The 21,482-nt window shown below is 35.3% G+C and carries 19 protein-coding genes and 1 tRNA gene; 7 read left to right on the forward strand and 13 right to left on the reverse strand.

Features of this window, described 5'->3' with window-relative positions; genetic code table 11:
- Positions 1-30: 30 nt before the first annotated feature.
- Positions 31-2,520, reverse strand: a complete 2,490-nt coding sequence (locus EO244_RS02380) for a sodium-translocating pyrophosphatase (RefSeq protein WP_129252582.1) — start codon at positions 2,518-2,520, stop codon at positions 31-33.
- 293 nt (positions 2,521-2,813) lie between these two features.
- Positions 2,814-3,287: a Rieske (2Fe-2S) protein gene (locus tag EO244_RS02385; RefSeq protein ID WP_129252584.1), complete on the reverse strand. Its 474-nt coding sequence runs from the start codon at positions 3,285-3,287 to the stop codon at positions 2,814-2,816.
- A 51-nt stretch (positions 3,288-3,338) separates the two neighbouring features.
- On the opposite strand from EO244_RS02385, the gene EO244_RS02390 reads away from it, so the two are divergent.
- The 3 genes from EO244_RS02390 to EO244_RS02400 all read left to right on the forward strand — a co-directional run bounded on the left by EO244_RS02390 (position 3,339) and on the right by EO244_RS02400 (position 4,854).
- Positions 3,339-3,752: a hypothetical protein gene (locus EO244_RS02390; RefSeq protein WP_129252586.1), complete on the forward strand. Its 414-nt coding sequence runs from the start codon at positions 3,339-3,341 to the stop codon at positions 3,750-3,752.
- A 194-nt stretch (positions 3,753-3,946) separates the two neighbouring features.
- Positions 3,947-4,420 (forward strand): transcription elongation factor GreA, encoded by a 474-nt coding sequence (greA, locus tag EO244_RS02395; protein WP_129252588.1) that lies wholly within the window; start codon positions 3,947-3,949, stop codon positions 4,418-4,420.
- 38 nt (positions 4,421-4,458) lie between these two features.
- Positions 4,459-4,854, forward strand: coding sequence for an HIT family protein (locus EO244_RS02400; RefSeq protein ID WP_129252590.1), 396 nt, complete (start codon positions 4,459-4,461; stop codon positions 4,852-4,854).
- A 61-nt stretch (positions 4,855-4,915) separates the two neighbouring features.
- Here EO244_RS02400 and ruvC read toward each other — a convergent pair whose 3' ends face one another.
- The 7 genes from ruvC to rplU form a co-directional block, all read right to left on the reverse strand.
- Complete coding sequence (gene ruvC, locus EO244_RS02405) at positions 4,916-5,467, reverse strand: crossover junction endodeoxyribonuclease RuvC (RefSeq protein WP_241687929.1); 552 nt, start codon at positions 5,465-5,467, stop codon at positions 4,916-4,918.
- Complete coding sequence (locus EO244_RS02410; protein ID WP_129252592.1) at positions 5,464-6,354, reverse strand: DMT family transporter; 891 nt, start codon at positions 6,352-6,354, stop codon at positions 5,464-5,466. The genes ruvC and EO244_RS02410 overlap by 4 nt, the downstream gene beginning before the upstream one ends.
- 44 nt (positions 6,355-6,398) lie before the next feature.
- Positions 6,399-6,713, reverse strand: a complete 315-nt coding sequence (locus EO244_RS02415; protein ID WP_129252594.1) for a DUF4286 family protein — start codon at positions 6,711-6,713, stop codon at positions 6,399-6,401.
- A 39-nt stretch (positions 6,714-6,752) separates the two neighbouring features.
- A complete protein-coding gene (locus EO244_RS02420; RefSeq protein WP_129252596.1) occupies positions 6,753-8,570 on the reverse strand; it encodes a tetratricopeptide repeat protein in 1,818 nt (605 codons plus the stop codon).
- A 116-nt stretch (positions 8,571-8,686) separates the two neighbouring features.
- Positions 8,687-9,961, reverse strand: coding sequence for a serine--tRNA ligase (gene serS, locus EO244_RS02425; protein WP_129252598.1), 1,275 nt, complete (start codon positions 9,959-9,961; stop codon positions 8,687-8,689).
- Between the two features lie 154 nt (positions 9,962-10,115).
- A complete protein-coding gene (gene rpmA, locus EO244_RS02430) occupies positions 10,116-10,376 on the reverse strand; it encodes a 50S ribosomal protein L27 (protein ID WP_129252600.1) in 261 nt (86 codons plus the stop codon).
- A gap of 19 nt (positions 10,377-10,395) precedes the next feature.
- The gene (rplU, locus tag EO244_RS02435) at positions 10,396-10,707 is read right to left on the reverse strand and encodes a 50S ribosomal protein L21 (protein ID WP_129252601.1); all 312 of its coding nucleotides are present in this window, start codon (positions 10,705-10,707) and stop codon (positions 10,396-10,398) included.
- Positions 10,708-11,267: 560 nt separating this feature from the next.
- Between rplU and EO244_RS02440 the strand changes: the two genes are divergently transcribed.
- Entirely contained in the window at positions 11,268-11,864 is a 597-nt protein-coding gene (locus EO244_RS02440; RefSeq protein ID WP_129252603.1) for a bifunctional nuclease family protein, read from the forward strand.
- Positions 11,865-11,985: 121 nt separating this feature from the next.
- Here the strand turns inward: EO244_RS02440 and EO244_RS02445 are convergent, their stop codons facing one another.
- Both EO244_RS02445 and EO244_RS02450 read right to left on the reverse strand, forming a co-directional pair.
- Positions 11,986-13,242 (reverse strand): nucleoside permease, encoded by a 1,257-nt coding sequence (locus tag EO244_RS02445; RefSeq protein WP_129252605.1) that lies wholly within the window; start codon positions 13,240-13,242, stop codon positions 11,986-11,988.
- 343 nt (positions 13,243-13,585) lie between these two features.
- The gene (locus EO244_RS02450; protein ID WP_129252607.1) at positions 13,586-16,462 is read right to left on the reverse strand and encodes a PAS domain S-box protein; all 2,877 of its coding nucleotides are present in this window, start codon (positions 16,460-16,462) and stop codon (positions 13,586-13,588) included.
- Positions 16,463-16,745: 283 nt separating this feature from the next.
- On the opposite strand from EO244_RS02450, the gene EO244_RS02455 reads away from it, so the two are divergent.
- The gene (locus EO244_RS02455) at positions 16,746-17,429 is read left to right on the forward strand and encodes an energy transducer TonB (RefSeq protein ID WP_129252609.1); all 684 of its coding nucleotides are present in this window, start codon (positions 16,746-16,748) and stop codon (positions 17,427-17,429) included.
- 97 nt (positions 17,430-17,526) lie between these two features.
- On the opposite strand, the gene EO244_RS02460 is transcribed toward EO244_RS02455, so the two are convergent.
- Positions 17,527-17,600: transfer RNA gene (locus tag EO244_RS02460), tRNA-Ala, on the reverse strand.
- A gap of 517 nt (positions 17,601-18,117) precedes the next feature.
- Here EO244_RS02460 and EO244_RS02465 point away from each other — a divergent pair.
- Together EO244_RS02465 and hflX are read left to right on the forward strand one after the other, a co-directional pair.
- Positions 18,118-18,801, forward strand: a complete 684-nt coding sequence (locus EO244_RS02465; protein ID WP_129252611.1) for an energy transducer TonB — start codon at positions 18,118-18,120, stop codon at positions 18,799-18,801.
- Between the two features lie 179 nt (positions 18,802-18,980).
- Positions 18,981-20,213, forward strand: coding sequence for a GTPase HflX (gene hflX / locus EO244_RS02470; protein ID WP_129252613.1), 1,233 nt, complete (start codon positions 18,981-18,983; stop codon positions 20,211-20,213).
- A gap of 79 nt (positions 20,214-20,292) precedes the next feature.
- Here the strand turns inward: hflX and EO244_RS02475 are convergent, their stop codons facing one another.
- Positions 20,293-21,285 carry an aspartate-semialdehyde dehydrogenase gene (locus tag EO244_RS02475; RefSeq protein ID WP_129252615.1) on the reverse strand — a complete coding sequence of 331 codons (993 nt, stop codon included), beginning with the start codon at positions 21,283-21,285 and terminating at the stop codon, positions 20,293-20,295.
- Positions 21,286-21,482 lie beyond the last annotated feature (197 nt).

Here is a 21,482-nt window from a genome sequence, read left to right on the forward strand (position 1 = left end):
GAATATTAAATTCAGAGAATGATCTATTAATTAGATGACTTCACTGGTTTCGAGTTTTTTAGATTCAGGTTTTTTTTTAGTAATTACAGTCTTTGATTCCGTTTTAATTCTCATACCATAGAATGAACGGTATACAAAGAATAAACCAATAGCCAAGAAAACAACGCCAATATAGGGTGCAAAGTTCGTTCCTCCGGTTTTGTCTGCATTCACAATAAGTTCAATTGCAATTTCAGCAGCTAATAAACCAAAAAGGGTTGAGAATTTAATGACCGGGTTTAGAGCTACCGAAGAGGTATCTTTATAAGGATCACCAACAGTATCACCAATGATTGTTGCATCGTGAAGCGGCGTGTTTTTTTCTTTTAAATCAACTTCTACAACTTTTTTCGCATTGTCCCAGGCACCACCGGCATTGGCCATATACATGGCTTGGAACAAACCGAAAATTGCAATCGAAATCAGATACGAAACAAAGAAGTTGGGACTAAAGAATGCAAAAGCCAAAGTCAAACTCAGGATGACAGCGAAAATATTCCACATTCCTGTTTGGGCATATTGTGTGCAAATCTTCACTACATTTTTAGAATCTTCGATAGCAGCTTCCGATTTATCCAAATCGATATTCTTTTTAATATATTCTACGGCGCGATAAGCACCGGTTGTAACAGCCTGAATAGATGCACCCGAGAACCAGTAGATGACAGCACCACCGGTTATTAAACCTAGAATAACTGCAGGATCTGTAAGTTCAATTTGTAATAAAGATTCTCCATTTGTGAGGATGGTCTTTTTAAGTAAAAGGATGATTGCAAATATCATGGTGGTTGCACCAATAACAGCAGTTCCGATTAATACAGGTTTAGCCGTTGCTTTAAAGGTATTCCCGGCTGAGTCGTTTTCTTCAAGATTGTGTTTTCCTGTTTCAAAATTGGGTTCAAAACCAAATTCTTGATTGATTTCATTGTTGATATTAGGAATCTTTTCGATTTGAGACAATTCGAAAACAGATTGTGCATTATCTGTAACCGGACCGTAACTGTCAACAGCAATGGTAACGGGGCCCATTCCAAGAAATCCGAAAGCAACTAAACCAAAGGCAAAAATACCAGGATATTCACCAAACAGGCTTAAATCCTGAACGATATAAAATGCCATCGCCATCAGAGCCATCATAACCATTCCTTTCCAAAATGCACTGAAATTACCAGCGACCATGCCTGATAGTATAGTCAACGAGGCACCTCCCTGACGAGAAGCAGTCACAACTTCTTGCACGTGTCGTGATTTTGAGCTGGTAAAAGCTTTAGTGAACTCAGGAATAACGGCAGCCGCTAGTGTTCCACACGAAATGATACTGGAAAGTTTCCACCATAAACCTTCGGGTAAATCATTGATTAAAACATAGCTTAAAGCATAAGTTACGATGATTGAAGTGATAGAAGTAATCCATACTAATGAAGTTAATGGAGCTTCAAAATCAAAATGTTCCTCTTTTGCATACCGTATTTTTGCAATGGCTTGGTTGATTAGGTATGAGAATACAGATGTAAAAATCATCAAAACGCGCATGGCAAAAATCCAAACGATTAGGGTGGATGCAAATTCGACATTAGGCAGTATACCCGTTTCGCCAAACATAAGGATGATAAACGTGATTAGAGCAACACCGGTTACACCGTAAGTTTCAAAGCCATCAGCTGTAGGACCAACACTATCACCTGCATTATCACCTGTACAGTCAGCAATAACACCTGGGTTACGTGGATCATCTTCATCGATTTTGAAAACAATTTTCATTAAATCAGCTCCGATATCAGCAATTTTGGTAAAGATACCACCTGCAATTCTCAAAGCTGATGCGCCTAAGGATTCACCAATTGCAAAACCAATAAAACAAGCTCCTGCACTTTCTCCGGGAATAAAAAGCAGGATGGCAATCATCATGATTAGTTCCACACAGATCAGAAGCAAACCAACACTCATTCCTGCTTGTAAAGGAATGGACATAACATTGAAGGGTAATTTTCTAAGTGCTGCAAATGAGGTTCTGCTGTTTGCATAGGTGTTTATGCGAATACCAAACCAGGCTACTCCATATGACCCTAGAATACCGAGTACGGTCCAAAGTAAAATAAGTAGAGTTTTGGGAATTGACATGTGAGCCAAAGCAATAAAATAGTAGCTAATGGCAACGCCAATAATGGCAAATAAGATAATCAGGAATTTACCTTGTTGTAATAAATAGGTTTTACAGGTTTCGTAGATAATGTTTGAAACTTTTGCCATGGAGTGGTGAACAGGCATTTTCTTGATTCTATTGAATTGAACCAGTCCAAATAAAAGACCCAAGACGATAACAACAATACCGTAAAGAAGTAGATCCCATCCATTAATCCCTCCAAGTCCGTTGAAGACAGATTGCTTTAAACTTGGTACGACCAGATCGGCCTCGCTGGCAAAGCTGTTGATTGGTGCCAGCAGAAGGCCCAATACAGGTAGTAAAATTGCTTTTTTCATAGGTTTTTCAGTTAGATTTTTTTTTGAGTAGCGACTTAAAATATGCAATATTACTATAGTCTACAAGATGTTTTTGTAAAAATTATGCCAATTAGAAAATTTTGTCGATTTGGATTGTATCTTGATTTTTATATCTTTAGTATGTGAAGATTAGTTTTTTAGCTAACTGATTTTTTTTTGATTCAGATCTGTGTAAAGATTTTTATTCCGGCTTTATAATCAAGTTTTGATGTTGAGGACTTCAGTTTACGAAATGCAGGGTTTATAAATTTATTTGTGGTTTGTTTTAAAGCCTAATTAGAAACTCGGATTTCTTTGGTTTCCGGATTGTATGTCACTTTGTATTTTATCAAATCATAGTTAGCCGGACCTTTGTGAACAGAGCCACCACTTAAGAAAATAAATTCACTTTTACACTCGGGGCATACTCCAAAGAGTTTATTATCTGCTTTTAGATTAATGTGATCATCTATTTCAACATCGTGGGTACAGGTTGCATCCATGGCTATAAAACCGTCTCCTGTATTGACGATATAAATTCCATGATTCCGATATCCGACTGAAGAATTAAAAGCTTGGTCAGGACCAAAATAGACTCCTGTTCCGATATCTTCTAATTCTTGATGATAAAACCTAAATGTACTAAAACTAATTCGGGTATAAGGTACAATTTCATTTACGTCAGTGCCCTTGCTGCATGAAGAAAAAACTACTAATATCAGTAGGAATAGAAAAAAATAATGTAAATTTGATTGCCTTGATTTCATAAATATTGGTCTTTTGGAATGGGCTTAAATTTAAGAATTAATAATTCAAGTATGGACGATAATTGGGGAAATATACTCTATCTCATTTTGATGGCCTTGTTTGTGATAGTGGGTGCGCTTAAAAAGAAGAACAAACCTATTGTTCATTCAGAGAGTAAGAGTTCAGAAAGAGCAGAAGGCGAAATATCTTCAGGGATAGATAGTATTTTTGAGAGCCTGCTTGGTGGTGAAGCTTTTGCCCCGCAGCAAGAATATCCTTATCCGGAAATATTTGAAGAAATTGCAGAAAAAGAGGATGAACCATCACCTAATTATAAAGCTCATATTGAATCTGTTGAGTATGATACACCTAAGGCAGTTGTGGTGGAGGAGATGATTCAGGAAGAAGATGATGATGAAGGAGAGGAGTTTGATTGGAGGCAGGCTATAATTTATAAGGAAATTTTAGATCGAAAGTATATCTAATAAAGTTTTTTAGTACTTTTATATCAGTGCCAATTCATTATATTATAGGTGCATTTAGTTTAAATGTATATATTCGCACCTGAAAGAGTTCCGCAGTGGTGGGATTCTTTTTGTTTTTATATCAGGTAAGTAATAAATAGCTAAATTGGTATAGTAGAAAAATCAATTAAAACGATAGAAAAATAGGAGGATTTATGTCTAAATATTCATACATAACAGAAGAAGGGTTCAAAAAGTTAAAAGCTGAGTTAGAACACTTAGAGACTGTAGAGCGCCCAAGTATTTCACGACAAATTGGTGAAGCTATCGATAAGGGTGACTTGTCGGAGAATGCAGAGTACGATGCTGCAAAAGAGGCACAAGGTCTTTTGGAAGCCAAAATTGCTCAGTTGAAAGAAATTGTGATCAATAGTCGTATTATTGACGAGAGTAAAATTGATACTTCAAAGGTTCAAATGCTGAACAAAGTGACCATTAAGAATCAAAAGAATGGTGCTGTTATGACTTATACCTTGGTTTCAGAAACTGAGGCCGATTTTAAGAATGGCAAATTATCAATTAATACTCCAATTGCTAAAGGCTTGATTGGTAAAGTTGTTGGTGATGTGGTTGAGATTACTGTACCCAATGGCGTGATACCATTCGAAATTATTGATATCTCCATGTAATTGGGATTTTATTTCTGATTAATCTAAAATTAAGAGCTATGTCAACAATTTTTACAAAGATCGTAAATGGCGAAATTCCTTGCCATAAGATTGCAGAGGATGATCAGTACTTCGCATTCTTGGATATTAATCCATTGGCTATGGGACACACCCTTGTGATTCCAAAAGCTGAGGTGAATTATATATTCGATTTGGAGGATGAGGTTTTAGCAGGATTGAATGTATTTGCCAAGCGTGTGGCGAAAGCTGTTGAGAAATCAGTTGCATGTAAACGAATCGGTGTTGCAGTGATTGGTCTCGAAGTTCCACATACTCATGTGCATTTAGTTCCCTTGAATGCAATAGGTGATCTGAATTTCTCAAACCCCAAATTAAGCCCTTCGCACGAAGAGCTTGCTGAGGTTGCTGATAAAATCCGAGCCAATTTTAAATAGTAAAATCGATTTGATTTAAGATATGTAGCCGCAGATTTGCGGCTATTTTTTTGCGTCAGATTCACTTAACTCTTTCGGGATTTTGCTTAATAAAATCTGTCCAGGAACTTGTTTTTTTAGCGCCTAAAAGAGGATTCGATTGAAAGAAATGACAGAGAGCAATCGCAATAGCGTCCGTTTCGTCTGAACGGGTTGGAAAGTTAGGTATATTAAAATAGCGTTCCATAATGGTGGCCATTTGTTCTTTTGATGCTGTTCCTGTGCCAGTGACTGCCAGTTTTATTTTTCTTGGGGCATATTCCGAAATGGGGATATCACGCTGCAATGCAGCTGCAATACAAACACCTTGAGCACGTCCAAGTTTTAGCATTGATTGAACATTCTTACCAAAAAATTGTGATTCAATGGCTAATTCGTCAGGTTGATATTCGTCAATCACCTGAAGTGTCCGCTTGAAAATCCGTTGAAGTTTCAAATAGGGATCCCCAAGCTTCTTCAAATCTAAAACACCTGAAATTAAGATTACAGGTTTCTTCCCAACAACTTTGAGTAAAGCGTATCCCATGCAGTTTGTGCCAGGGTCAATTCCCATAATGATTCTGTCGTTGCTCAAATTTTTTGATTTTTAGTGGTGATTTTTTGAAGAAGGATGCCCGTAACAATAATTGAAAGACCTATCCAAGTGCTAAGATATATAGTTTCTCCGATAAAAAGGTGAATCAGGAAAAGGGAAATAAAAGGACTTAGGAAAACCAAATTTCCAATTTTATCGGTGCTTGTTGTTAGCTTCATCGCTCTTAACCAAAAAATATAGGCTATGCCACACTCAATCAAACCGATATAAATGGCAGCTCCCAAACTTTTAAATTCGGGTAAGTTTAACTCACTTAAAATTAATAGAGTGGTAAGGCTGTAAATTGCACCAAAAGTAAAATTTAGGAAAAGCTTTTGAAGATCTTGCCGATTATCTTTTGTGTTGAAAATCCAAAATAAAGCCCAAATGATTGAACTGCCTAATGCCAAAAAGACGCCCAATAAATTAGGTGTTGCAATAGTTGTAATCGACCCTTTATTTGCAATAATGATGACTCCGATAAAACTGAGAATAATACAAGCTATACTTTTAAATCTGATTTTTTGTTTCAGCAGGGGGATGGATAATAACACTAGTGTGATTGGCCAGATATAGTTTAAACTAAGTGCTAATTGAGCTGACAGAAGTGAATAAGCTTTTAGTAATATCAGGTAGTATAAAAATGGGTTGAGAAAGCCCAAAAGTGCCGATCGAAAGATATCTGACTTGGGCGTTCTCAAAATCATTTTAATTTCTCCTTTTACTGAGAGGAGTAAGGCAAAAAAGATCATCGCAACAGTCGATGAAATAGCCAAAAGATGAATGTAATTCATCCCCATAAGGGCAATTTTAAAAGCTGTGGCAACGGTAGACCAGGATAAAATTGCCGAAAGAGCGAAAATATAGGCTTGTGTTTGCTTCTTCAAAATTTAAGTTTTGAATTTAGATATGCGCTTTTTCTTACGATAGACTAATGACTTTCACCATGTTCAAACATGGTTGATGAAAAAGTCATGATGTTTGTTTGATATTTTGCCACAAATATTGATTTGCATCTGGGTTCAAAATCGTTACGATACTTATCGAGTTGGACTTTATTCTTGAAAAAAAGTTGCAACGAATATGTTTGGCTACCATCTTCTTGTTGCACCATCACTTTACAAAAATAATCCTGAGAAAAAGTTCCTGTTTCTTTAATCAATGGAATGAATTTATCCTTCATCCATTTGCAAAATTCGTTTTCAATCGTGCTATGTAGTATATAGCTGGTGTTGTAAATAATCATTATAATTTGATTTTATATAATCTGAAATAAGTTGATGGTTTATTTTGAATTCGACTCTCTTATGCTGGTGTATCGTTCACGAGCCTCAACTGAATAGATACTTTCGGGGTAATCTACAATTATTTTTTTATAATTATCGCCACACTCTTTTATTCTGTTCTGTAAGTTAAAGAGTTCTGCTTGCTTATAGAGTGCTTTTGCTGCAAGATTCTCGTAGGGATGATTTTTAATTATATTTTCAAGTTCATCAATTGCCTCATTGTAGGATTGTTGCGAATTGTATATTTCATATAATTTATAATGTACTTCGTCACTTAAGCTGTGTCCCGGAAAAGTCTTGAAGAAATTCTGAAATTTAATTTTAGCTGAATCTGTTTCTGATTGGAAAATCAGGAAATCAGCTTCAGCAAAATACTTCATTGCTGAATAAGTTGAATCGAGACTGGTATTATCACTGATGAGTTGAGATAAATCTAATGCATCATTGGCAATAAGTTTTGAGGTGCTTCCTTTTAAAACATCCAGTTGTGCCTTTGCCCAATCGAACTCTCCTAAATAATAGGACACTTTGGCTTTTCTAAGTTTGGCCTCGTAGCCAATAGGGTTGTTTTTGTTGGTTTGTTCAATTTGTGAATAAAGAAGTATTGCATCCCATTTTTTATTGGCAAGTAAGTTGATATCAGCCAATTCAAGTTTTATTTCGGCCTTGTCATTTTGTTGAATATTTCGGTTTTTTAATGCCGTTTCCAGCATTTTTAGAGCTTTTTCAATTTCCTTTAGTTTAAATGCACTCAGGTTTGCAAATCGAATCAGGCTAAAAACGGATTGATTGATATTTGGCAGATCTTTGAAGTAATTTTCATATTTATTCGATAGAGCGTGCCAGTCATCAGTTTTAGGATCAGATTCGTTTTCAAGTTTTAAATGGATACTCTCTAATTCTCCAACGAGTCCTGCATTGTAATATTTTGATTCTTTCCCAATTTCGATGATTTGTTTATAAGCGTTTTGTGCGGTCAGATAATCTCCATTATTACTAGCAGCCTTGGCAAGGAACATCAGTTTTTCGCCACCATTATTTTGGATGAGATCAATAGATTGAGCAAGAGCAAATGCAGGTATAAATTCTTTTTTTTGAATGTAATACCACAGTAAAAGTTCTTTGTAAACAAGATTGTTATTCGTATTCTGAACCTGATTGATCAGTTTAGATTTTAGCAGAAGGTCTAAGTCAGAATTAATATCTTGTGAGAGTGCTGACTGTAATTGACTTTGGATTTGCTGAAGTTTCTCAGGATGTATGGATAAGGCCATCATGTATTCGTCAATCATGAGTTTAAAATTGCGTTGATATAGTAGAATATTTGCAATTTCAAAATGAAACAAATTTTTCTGTTTTAAAACTAGTCGCCCTTTTTGGTATGTTTTGATTGCAAGTTCGTGTTCTCCTTTGCCTCTTAAAGCATTTGCAACCGTAATAAATTCCCTTTTGTTAGGAATGATATTGTCAATGGTTTTATTGAACTGTTTGTTGGCTTTTTCAAGTGCACCAGATGTCTTGTAAATATATCCCAACTCAACTTGATAAACTCTATCGTCAGGGTATGTTCGAATTTCCTTTTTGGCTGCTTTTTCTGCTTTAGAATATGCTTCAAGTTTAAGTAAACAGCTTATATAGTAAGAAAAATATGATTTCGATTTAGTGGTTTGATAGAGGTCATTAAAAATTTCAGAAGCCGCTTCGTATTCTTTATCGCGGAAATATCGATAGGCCAATTGGCTGTTCGTTTCCTGTGCTAATCCTAAAGAAGGAATCAGCATGCCTAGAACGATGAAAATAAAGAAAAGCTTTTTCAAACGATTAATTTAAAAGTGAGATATATTAATCAATACTTATTCAAAAATATAAAAACCCGAGAGAAATCCCTCGGGTTTTGAATAGCTATGTCAAATTCAATTGTTTGAATTGTGATTTAGTCAATCATATCGAAACCTGTGTAAGGTATCAAAGCTTTAGGAATTCTAATCCCTTCGGCACATTGGTTATTCTCCAACAAGGCAGCAACAATTCTTGGTAAAGCCAATGCACTACCATTCAACGTGTGAGCCAATTGAGTTTTTTTCTCGTTTTTTTCTTTGAAACGCAGTTTCAGGCGATTGGCCTGATAGGATTCAAAGTTTGATACAGAACTTACTTCAAGCCATTTATCCTGGGCAGCAGAGTATACCTCAAAATCGAATGTTAATGCAGATGTGAAACTGGTATCGCCTCCACACAAACGAAGTAGGCGGTATGGTAATTCCAGTTTTTTGATGATGTTTTCAACGTGAGCCACCATTTCTTCAAGGGCTTCGTATGATTTATCAGGATGCTGTAATTGAACAATCTCAACCTTATCAAATTGGTGAAGTCGATTTAGTCCACGAACATCTTTACCATATGAACCCGCCTCACGACGGAAACAAGCTGAGTAAGCTGTATTTTTAATTGGGAAATCTTCAGCTTTCAAAATCACATCGCGGTAAATATTAGTCACGGGAACTTCAGCAGTCGGAATCAGATACAAATTATCTTCCGTTGCATGATACATTTGTCCATCCTTATCAGGAAGTTGTCCTGTGCCATATCCTGAAGCCTCATTCACCATCAATGGAGGGATAACTTCTTCGTAACCCGCTTTGCGATTCTCGTCAAGGAAAAAGTTAATAAGAGCTCTTTGGAAAATGGCGCCTTTACCTCTGTAAAGAGGAAAGCCGGCTCCTGTAATTTTATTTCCCAGTTCAAAATCGATGATGTTATACTTTTTTGCCAATTCCCAGTGAGGGATAGCCCCTTCGTATAGGTTTGGCATGTCACCTTCTGTTCTTTCAATCACATTTTCCTCTTCGCCTTTACCAGCCGGAACCGATGGGTGAGGAATGTTAGGAATTTTAAGAAGTAAATCATTCAAGTCAGAAATAGCTGAATTCATTTCGGTATTTAATTCTGAAATGGATTCTTTAAGTTCACCTGTTTTAGCTTTTGCCGAATTGGCCTCTTCTACTTTACCTGATTTAAATAGCAGACCAATCTCTTTTGAAAGACTATTCATTTCAGCTTGAGTACTGTCCAACTTCGCTTGAGTTGATTTTCTTTTTTCATCGAGTTCAATAACCTGATCAATAATTTGAGCGGCATCGAAATTCTTTATGCTTAAAGCCTTGATGGCTTCTTCCTTATTCTCTTGTAAGTATTTTAGACTTAGCATATGATATCAATTGAAGATGATTATTCGTGTGACATACAGAACTCGGGATGAGTACTTATGGACGCTTTACTAACAAATGGTAAAAATAAAAAAAATCTCCTGTCTTTACATGAAATAAAGAGAGGAGATTTAAATATTTTAAATGCTAAATAATTTATTCAGCAAGAGGCTCAATAGAAACGTATGATTTGTTGTTTCTTTTCTTTTTGAATACCACTGTTCCAGCAACTAATGCAAATAAAGTGTGATCTTTACCACAACCTACGTGCTCACCTGGATTGTGAGTTGTTCCTCTTTGACGTACTAAAATGCTACCTGCTTTGGCAACTTGTCCGCCATAAATTTTTACGCCTAATCGCTTACTTTCGGATTCTCTACCGTTTCGTGAACTACCGGCTCCTTTTTTATGTGCCATTTTTAGATATTTTTAAGTATTAAGCAAAGATTTCTTCAATCTGAATATGAGATAGGTTCTGACGGTGACCGTTCAGTTTTCTGTATCCTTTTCTTCTTTTCTTTTTGAATACTCTTACCTTATCAGCTCTCATATGAGAGATTACTTTAGCGCTTACTTTAGCACCTTCAATAGTTGGAGCTCCAACTACTACTTCACCATCTTTGTCTAACAAAAGAACTTTGGCGAATTCTACTTGTCCACCTTCTTCAGTTTGAAGTCTGTGAACAAAAATCTTTTGGTCTTTTTCAACTTTGAATTGCTGACCAGCGATTTCTACAATTGCGTACATTATTCTACAATTTTCGGTTTATTCCTGAAGGTGGGTGTTTTAATACATTTAAAACAAGCCTCTTTTTGAACCCCCAAGGGAAATGTTTTCGGACTGCAAAAATAGAAAACAATAATTGATAAACAAAGTTTTAAGAAAAAAAAACACCTGAATTGTAATTCGATCTAATAGAAAATCCCTCAGTTATTTATCACTTATTAAAAGTTTGCACTCAAAGCTTAATTTTTTGAATATTTTGGGATGTTATTTTTGATACAAAAAGCATACTAGGCTGAGTTTAAGTTTTAATTTAGTAAATTGCTGCATGTAGATAAATAAAGCAGGGCTTATTTTAAGACGCTTTTCCGGAATTGAGATAATTTATAAATCGATAATTCACCAGGTAACAGCGTTTTAATCAGAACTGCCAAACTTATCAAACAATTTATATATTTGTTAATATAATTGTTTTATAAATACATTAAGGTATTTGTATTAAGTTGGATGAGTCGAATCCTGAGTTTAATTTTCAAATATATATTTGACTATTGTAGAATATATTTTGAAATTAGTAATGACATATGGGGAAAGTTAAATTAAATATTCTTGGATTATCGTACAGCCAAACGCAGACTGGGGCTTATGCCTTGGTCCTTGCAGAAGAAAATGGTGATAGGAGAATACCAATTATTATAGGTGGCGTTGAAGCTCAGGCTATAGCCATTCAGTTGGAGGAATTAGAACCACCTCGTCCTTTAACGCATGATTTATTTAAGAGCTTTGCTGTTGCATTTTCAATCAATATTGTTGAAGTGAATATTTACCGTCTGCATGAAGGTATTTTTTATTCTGAATTGATATGTGTGAGTGGTAATAACAGAGTGAGAATCGATTCCAGAACCTCAGATGCCGTGGCTATTGCTCTTCGATTTAAATGTCCCATTTATACGAGCGAGGAAATTATTGAAAAAGCTGGTATTACACTTAGTATAGAAGGCGAGTCAGATGATTCAAAGATTGCCCCTGTTAAAGATGTTAAGCCACCTCATGAATATCGTAAATCGAATCCTTTTGAAGGATACTCAAAAGCTCAGTTGGAAGAAATGCTTGAAGATGCAGTTCGCAATGAAGATTACGAAAAGGCATCGCAATTAAGAGATGAATTGAACAGACGCTAGGATATTTATTTTAAGATCTGAAAAAACAAACCTGAAAGAATCTGAACGGGTCAAGTTCAATCTTTCAGGTTTTTTTTAGTTAGTTGGTAGAGTGGTAAACTCTTAGATTTATAAGTTGATTTTAGTGACTGATTTGTCCTATGACTTCCGGATTGTGTTTGTGTTTAAACAGAAATGCAAAGAAAATAGCAATAACTAAAGAATAGATTGCAAAAGTATTCCAGATGCCTTGCCAATGGAATTGGCCCGCATTGTTGGTGAAAAATGTATCTATAATAATGCCGCTTGCCCATGAGCCCAGAATGGCTCCAAAACCATTTGTCATCATCATGAATAACCCCTGAGCACTTGATCGCATACTTGAATCGCATTGTGTTTCAACAAATAAAGAACCTGATATATTAAAGAAATCAAATGCCATACCATAAACGATACAGGAAAGAATAATCATCCAAAGTCCGCCAGCAGGATCACCAAAGGCAAACAAAGCAAAACGTAATACCCAGGCAAGCATACTTATTAGCATCACTTTTTTGATTCCAAATCGTTTTAAAAAGAAAGGAATAGCCAGAATAAACAGCGTTTCAGATATTTGTGAAATAGACATAATTATGGTTGAGTAGCGCACAACGAATGAGTCGGTATACTCGGGCACCTGTTCAAAAGCTGATAGAAAGGCATCCCCATACATATTTGTTAATTGAAGAGCTGCACCCAAAAACATCGAGAAAACAAAAAACAAAGCCATTTTATAAGATTTAAAAAGCTTAAAGGCATTTAAACCCAGCGTCTCTGTTAATGATTTCTTTTCCTGACCTTTGTTTTGAGGTTTGCAAGCAGGCATTGTGAAAGCGTAAATTGCCAAAAGGAAAGAGGCAAAAGCCGCTATATAAAATTGATTGGCAGAAGCTTTAAAACCTGTCAGATTGGTTACCCACATGGCAATAATAAAACCAATTGTTCCCCAAACACGAATGGGAGGAAAAACTTTAATCACATCGTAATTATTGTTCTTAAGTATGGTGTACGAAATGGAATTGGTTAGAGCTATGGTTGGCATATAGCAAATCATGGCTATAAATATTACTGTAAAGAAAAGTGTTGGACTGTCAACTTGTGGTAAGAATGCCAATGTGATACCCCCGAGCAGGTGTAGAATACCATACAATTTTTCGGCGTTCATCCAGCGGTCAGCAATAATTCCCGTCAACGTTGGCATAAATAGTGATGAGATGCCTAAAGTTGAGAAAATAGCTCCAAATTCAGTTCCGGACCATCCTTTTGTTTGAAACCAATAATTTCCGATCGTGATTAACCAGGCTCCCCAGATAAAGAATTGAAGGAAGTTCATCACTATAAGACGATTTTTTATTCCCATGTTTGTTTATGTTTTATTAGATTTTGATTTGCTCTGATTGTGAGGATTAAATAATTCTCTGATAGAAACAATTTTTTAATCTCAAGACTTTAAACGGCATTCATTTTTAATCCGCAGGCTGGCAGTTAAGAATCTGAATTCGGGATTTTGGTTGAAGAGTAGTGGTTGAGAGTATTTACTCTCTGTATGAAATCTATAAAATAGCTAAATCTTATTTTAAGCTATTTTATTGTAACATACGGCTCCAAAACTAATAAAAAAAAATAGAATTTGTTTCGAATCAGCTTCCTGTTGAAAAAATAAGATAAGTATGAATTGTGTTTGTGCTTGTAAATCAGGAGAGTTAATTGTTATGATTGGCCATTATTTGATTTTTTTCTAAACACAAACGAATTTTCTCGAACAGTTCATTTTGATTTATTGGTTTTGAAATATAATAGTCGCAACCGGCAGCTAATATGTTTTCCTTATCGCCTTCAATTGCATACGCTGTTTGTGCAATAATAGGCAGTTTAGGGCGAATCGTTTTGATTTGACTGGTTGCAATATAACCATTCATCTCGGGCATATTAATGTCCATCAGGAGTAAATCGATAGGATTATTCTCAGTGCAATATTTAACAGCTTCACGACCATTCTTCACCCAAACACATTTCATCCCTTTGGAACTCAGCAGCGCTTTTAGAAATGAAAAGCTCGTTTTGTCATCTTCAGCAATAAGAACCGTAACATTATTGAAGTTTAATTCTGGATGAATGTTTGAATGTTCAGGGCTAGCTTCTGCTGTATTTTTGAATGGGACTGTGAAATGAAAATTCGCTCCCCGACCTTCTTCTGATTTAACCCAGATATCGCCTCCCATCATATGGGTTAATTTTTTGCAGATAGTTAAACCAAGTCCTGTTCCACCATATATTCTGGTATGAGTTTCATCTGCTTGACGAAATACCTCAAATATCAGATTTTGCATGTGTTGTGGTATTCCAATTCCGGTATCCTTTACAAAAAACTGGATGAATTTATTTTGTTTTTTTACAGATAATTTACAGCCAAAGCTTATGCTACCCTTTTGAGTGAATTTAATCGCGTTTTTCAAGAGATTTATTAAAATTTGTTTGATTCGCTTTTGATCAGCATACAGGATGCTATCCTGTTCATTTATTGAATTATCCAAAATAATTTCAAGATGTTCTTTGTCTTGTAAGACCTTTTCAGTTTTGATTCTTTCGAAGATTTCATTCAATAATGTTGAGATATTGAGGGGTTCATTTACAATGTAAATATCTCCGGTTTCAATAAGTGATATATCAAAAATATCTTCAATAACACCAAGCAGGTGCTTTCCACTCATACTGATTATTTTACTAAAATGAAGAATATCATCCAAGGGGACATCTGCTTGAATCAATTCTGAAAAACCAATAACTGCATTAAGAGGTGTTCTCAATTCGTGAGACATGGTTGCCAGGAAAACGGATTTTAATCGGTCACTTTCTTCAGCATTTTCTTTAGCTTTGATTAATTCAGCTTCGTATCTCTTACGCTGGGTAATGTCTCTAATGATACCTTGACTTGCAACGCCCTTTTTGTAGGGGATGTAATTTACTGAAACTTCTAATGGTAATTTTCGTCCTGATTTTGTAATTCCGGTAAATTCAAATTTAGAGGATAATTTATCTTTATTTTTTTCTTTCAAGCGATTATATATCATATCCAGACTCTCGGGAGAGATCATTATATCGAAATTGATGTTGTTTATTTCTTCTGCTGAATAGCCCATTATTTGTTCGAATTGTTTATTAACGAATTCAAACTTTTTGTTGTAGAAAAGAAAGATACCATCGTTAGAATTTTCAATTAAAGATCGATATCGTTTTTCATTTTCTTCCAGAGTTTTCTGCATTCGATAAGTGTCGGTAATATCTCTGAATACAAGAACAACGCCGGATATCTTACCTTGTTGGTCGGTGATAGGAGCTACTGAATCTGCTATTTGGTATTCTTCTCCATTTTTTGAAATAAGCAGGGTGTGATTAGCCAATCCGATAATTTGTCCGGTTTTGATGATTTTTTTTGCCGGATTTTCGATAGGTTCTCTGGTTTTTGAATTGATAATTCTGAAGATATCTGAAAGGTTCTTTTGTTGTACATCCTTGAATTGCCATCCGGTTAATTTTTCAGCAATAGGATTCATTCTTGTTATTTTTCCATTAATGTCGGTTACGATTAAGCCATCGCCAATGGAGTTAATTGTAATACGTAAGTTTTCTTCATTCTTTTTGATAATTTGAGTTTGTCTTGCAACTTGTTTTTTCAGACTAATAAGCCATAACCAAAGAATGATAAAAGCTGCTGCAAAAATTAATAAAATAGTCAGAATAGGAACCCATGTTTTTTTTGAAAGAAAGTATAATTCCGGATTAACCCACTTTTTATAGAGTTCATTGTGTGTGTTTGTGGGGATGTTGTCAACGGCTTTATCTATAATTTTAAATAAAATAGGATCATTATTTGAGACTGCAATAGCAAGTCTGTTTAAATAACCACTTTCGCCCGAGATCTTGAGGTTACTGATTGCTTCGGAGTTTATAATGTAGGTCGCAGACATCTGATTGGCAATCATAGCGTCGCAGATACCCGTTGATACAGCACGTATGCAATCAAGATCACGACTATAATTGATGGGAGAGATATGGGGATAATATTGTTCTAAATAATCATTGATGGCATAATCAGATACGGTACAAACATTCTTATCCGCAAGTGAACTCATGGATGTTATTAATCTGTTTTGTTGACTGATTATGACATAAGGAATTTTGATGATAGAATTGGTAAATAAAAGGTATTTCTCTCTTTTATTTGTTCTGGCACAGCCAATTATAATAAAGTTGTTCGCGGTTTTAGAGTAAGTAATGAGTTTCTCCCAGGTAGCAAACCGATGAAAGATAAATTTTTGTCCTAAATAGTTTTCTATCTCTTTTTGATAATCAACCAATAACCCCACATAATCGCCATCAACATTGAGAAAAGCGCTAGGGGGATCCTGATAACCAAATAAAACTTCAATTTTCCCTTCGTTTTGTTTCAACCAATTGGTTTCGTCTTGCGTTAATGTGGGCCCGGATTGGTTTACACAAGCCGTTATTAGCAAGGTGAAAATTACACCAAGGATATGTCTTAAAAGGGATGGATTGAAATTTATGTTGAATTTGAACATAAACGATTGTTTTTTAATAGAAATAGTATGCTAATGAAATGTACGATATTTTATTTTAATCGACAAGTTGTAATTGGTCTATATTATTTTGAATCAGGTTGATTTGTGTAGATAGTGTTGGTGTTGTTTTTTAATACTGTTAATAGGTCTTGATTTTTAGTTTGGTTATATGAAAATATTGGTTTAACATTTTTTATATAATTTTATATTTAATAGAAACTTGATTTTAAATATTAAAATTTAACTTAATGCCAGATATTTATAGAAACTTAAAAACAAAACTATGGAAGTAAAGAAATCTCAAAAGGCAGATCTGGAGAATAAAAGAAGTCTTTTTCTTCAAATTGGTTTAGTTCTTACTCTGGCAATGGTATTTTTAGCTTTTGAATGGCGTGTTGAAACAAGTGAAGCTAATGTGCTGGACACTGTTCAGGAACTTCAGGTAGACGATGAAATCATTCCGGTTACAACAACAGAACCCATTAAGCCGCCACCGCCACCACCTCCGGCACCAAGAATTGCAGATGTTATTGATATCGTTGATAACGATGAGGAAATAGATGAAGTTCTGGAAATTGTAGACTCAGGAACAGATATGGATGAGGAAGTTGATATTCAGGTTAAAGAGGATATTGAAGACGATGATGAAGAAAAAATATTTGTCATTGCAGAAAATATGCCTGAGTTTCCTGGGGGTGATGCCGCTTTGTTTAGTTGGATTTCAAACAATATTAAGTATCCTGTAATTGCACAAGAAAATGGGATAACCGGACGTGTATACCTTAATTTTGTAGTCAATAAGCAAGGTGGTATCGAAAATGTAAAGGTTACACGAGGTGTTGATCCATCACTTGATAAAGAAGCAATTCGTGTGATTAATAAAATGCCCAAGTGGATTCCAGGCAAACAAAGAGGGAAACCGGTTAATGTATCCTTTTCTGTTCCAATTAATTTTCAGTTACAGTAATTGTATTGTGGTAAAAGCAGAAACAAAGAATGATGTTTTCTTTCAATTGTAGGTGATTATAAAAAAAGAGTTGCAATTTTTTGCAACTCTTTTTTTGTGGAGAATAGCGGAATCGAACCGCTGACCTTTTGACTGCCAGTCAAACGCTCTAGCCAACTGAGCTAATCCCCCAATGCGATGACAAATATATATGAATTTAATTAATCACAGAGTAATTTCTCAAAAAAATCAAAATGAGTATAACCTTTTTAGATTCTCAACGTAAAAGGTAATGAGTAGAAAATTAGCGAGGACCCATAATTGTTTACTAGGGTAAACGATTGATTACAGTAGAAGAATAGTGTGTATAGGTAGGATGAGTTCGGGCTTTGTTGATTTTCTACTCATTTTTTTATGGAAACGTTTTAATTTAGAATCGATATAAGGATTGCTGTAGAATATTTACTTATAGTATTTATTTACAGCTATTTTTATGTGTCCAAATGCCTCGGATCTGTGACATAAAAATAGGGGTAGGTATTTATAAGCTTTCTAACATGTCTATTTCGGATTGTAAAAAAATTGTTTGACGTGAATTTTTCTATCTTTATCCCCTGAAATATTAAGCATATCCGAAATAGAATTTTGATTATAGAATTGAAATACCTACTTTTAAACGCTGAATTTACTAGAAAATTAAAAGAAAACTATGGAAGTTAAGAAGTCACAAAAAGCAGATCTGGAGAATAAGAGAGGTCTTTTTCTTGAGATTGGTCTGGCTCTTACTCTTGCTATTGTGTTTCTAGCCTTTGAGTGGCGAGTTGATACAAGCGAAGCCAATGTGTTAGAAGCAGAGCAAGAAATCCAGGCTGAAGAGGAAATTATTCCTATTACTCGTCAAGAGCCTGTTAAGCCACCACCACCACCACCACCAGCTCCTAAAGTTGCTGATGTTTTGAACATTGTAGACAACGATGAAGAGATTGATGATGAACTAGAAATTGAAGACTCTGAGGCCGATATGGATGAAGAAGTTGAAATTCAAGTTGTTGAGGAAACTGAGGAAGAAGATGAGCAGCAGGTTTTTGTAATCGTAGAAGATATGCCTGAATTTCCAGGAGGGGATCTTGAATTACAGAAATGGATTGCCAGATCAATTAAATATCCTGTGATTGCACAAGAAAACGGTATTACCGGACGTGTTTACGTGGGTTTTGTTGTTAACAAACTTGGTGCTATCGAGAATGTTAAGATCATGAGAGGGGTTGACCCGTCGCTTGACAAGGAAGCTGTTCGTGTTATCAAGAACATGCCAAAGTGGAAGCCAGGTAAGCAACGTGGTAAAGCGGTAAAAGTATCTTATACTGTACCTATCAATTTCCAGTTACAATAAGCTGATACATTTTGTATTCAATATATGAGGCTCTGATTTTTCAGAGCCTCTTTTTTTTGTTTTAAGTCGGACTTAGTTTATAAATGAATATTGCTTACTTTTGTCGATATCTTTTAAAAAGAGCGTGTTTAGTTCATTTTAGATTGGACTAAATTCTTAAATCATATATTTGAAATTACATGGGAGATTTCCTTAATAATAAAATAGAGTCAGAGAAAGCAATTTTGATTGGTGTTATTGATCAATCTCAGGGGATGACTGAAGAAATAGTAAATGAATACCTTGATGAGTTAGATTTTTTGGCTTTAACTGCTGGTGCTGAGACGGTGAAGCGTTTCACTCAAAAATTACAACATTCACATCCTAAAACTTTTGTTGGGACGGGGAAACTAGAGGAGATTTCTGCTTATCTTGAATCGAATCCCGAGATCAGTTTGGTGATTTTTGATGATGAGTTATCACCTTCGCAATTGCGAAATATCGAAAGAGAATTGAAATGTAAGATTTTGGATAGAACGAATCTTATTCTCGATATTTTTGCCAGCCGTGCTCAAACAGCTAATGCAAAAACTCAGGTTGAATTAGCACAGTACCAATATTTATTACCCCGATTAACGCGTTTGTGGACTCACCTCGAACGTCAGCGAGGTGGTATTGGTATGAGAGGTCCTGGAGAAACTCAGATTGAGACTGACCGTCGTATCATTCTTGAAAAAATAGCAAAACTTAAGGAAGATCTTAAGAAAATTGATAAGCAGAAAACAGTTCAGCGTAAGAATCGTGATAAAATGGTTCGTGTAGCTTTGGTTGGGTATACCAATGTTGGTAAGTCAACACTGATGAATGTTTTGAGTAAGTCTGATGTGTTTGCCGAAAATAAGCTTTTTGCAACTCTTGACACGACAGTTAGAAAGGTTGTGATTCAAAATGTTCCTTTTTTATTAGCGGATACAGTTGGGTTTATTCGTAAACTGCCTCACCATTTGGTTGAATCTTTCAAGTCGACATTGGATGAGGTACGTGAGGCGGATATTATTTTACATGTTGTCGATATTTCACATCCTAATTTCGAAGATCATATCAATGTGGTAAATGAAACCATGGCTGAAATTGATAAGAAAGAGAAGCCTCGTTTTTTGGTGTTCAATAAGATTGATGCCTTTAGTTATGTGAAAAAAGATGAAGATGATTTAACTCCTAAGTTGAGAGAAAATTATAGTCTTGATGAGTTAAAGAAGATGTGGATTGCCAAAGGTGATACACCATGCTTGTTTATTTCAGCTAAAGAGAAAGATAATATTGAGGAATTTAGAGAGCAGGTATATAATGTGATACGTGATATCCATTCGGCTCGTTTTCCATACAATAACTTCTTGTACCACGATTATAGTAGTTTGGGAGAAGAAGAATAGGTTGATGCGAGATACAAAAAAAAGCGATGTTCCAGTGTTATGGGAACATCGCTTTTTTTGTTTGAGTTTTGAAAATCGATTATTTAACGATTCCACTTTGAGTTAAGTATTCAGCAATCTGAATAGCATTTGTTGCGGCTCCTTTACGTAGGTTGTCTGCAACTATCCACATATTCAAACTGTTTGGATTCGAGAAGTCACGACGAATTCTACCCACAAAGACTTCATTTTTTTCATGAGCAAATCGTGGCATGGGATAGATATTTTTCTTTGGCTCATCCTGAAGAATAATACCTTCTGATTGAGCAAGAATAGCTCTCAATTCATCCAAATCAAAATCCTTTTCGAATTCAATATTTACCGATTCTGAATGACCGCCTACAACAGGAACACGAACAGCAGTAGCAGTAATTCGTATTGAGTCATCACAAAGAATTTTTCGTGTCTCATTAATTAACTTCATTTCCTCTTTTGTATAGGCATTCTCCTCGAACACATCACAATGAGGTAAACAGTTTTTATCTATAGGGTATGGATACGCCATTTCACCATCTACACCAGCGCGTTCATTTTCTAATTGTTTTACTGCTTTTACACCAGTTCCACTAATCGATTGGTAAGTAGATATGATCAGACGTTTAATTCCGTATTTTTTATGAAGAGGGGCTAATGCAACAACCATTTGTATGGTTGAACAGTTAGGATTAGCAATAATTTTATCATTAACGGTAAGTTCTGAAGCATTAATTTCAGGTACGATTAATTTTTTTTCAGGATGCATTCTCCAGGCTGAAGAATTATCAACAACAAAAGTTCCCACTTTTTCGAATTCAGGAGCCCACTCAAGAGAGGTATTACCTCCAGCTGAGAAAATGGCAATATGTGGTTTTAATTCAATTGCTTCTTTCATGCCAATTACCGTTACCTGTTTACCTCTGAATTCGATCTTTTTTCCCTTCGATCTTTCACTTGCAACGGGATACAATTCATCTACAGGGAAATTTCTTTCGGTTAATACCTCAAGAATCTTTTGTCCCACTAAACCTGTGGCGCCTACGACAGCAATTTTCATAATAAAAAATTCTATTAAATTGGATTAATAATTATAACTTACTTACTCAGATTCAGTTAGTCTGTGGAATTGGATCTGTGTTAGTATAAAATATCGAATTAACATTGATTGGTTAGTTCAATTTTGTCAGAGATATATGGTGTTGATATTTTTTTACGTACTATAATATCTCTAGTCGTTAATCGAGTCAACGAATA

The organism is Ancylomarina salipaludis, assembly GCF_004122035.1.
Lineage (GTDB): Bacteria > Bacteroidota > Bacteroidia > Bacteroidales > Marinifilaceae > Ancylomarina > Ancylomarina salipaludis.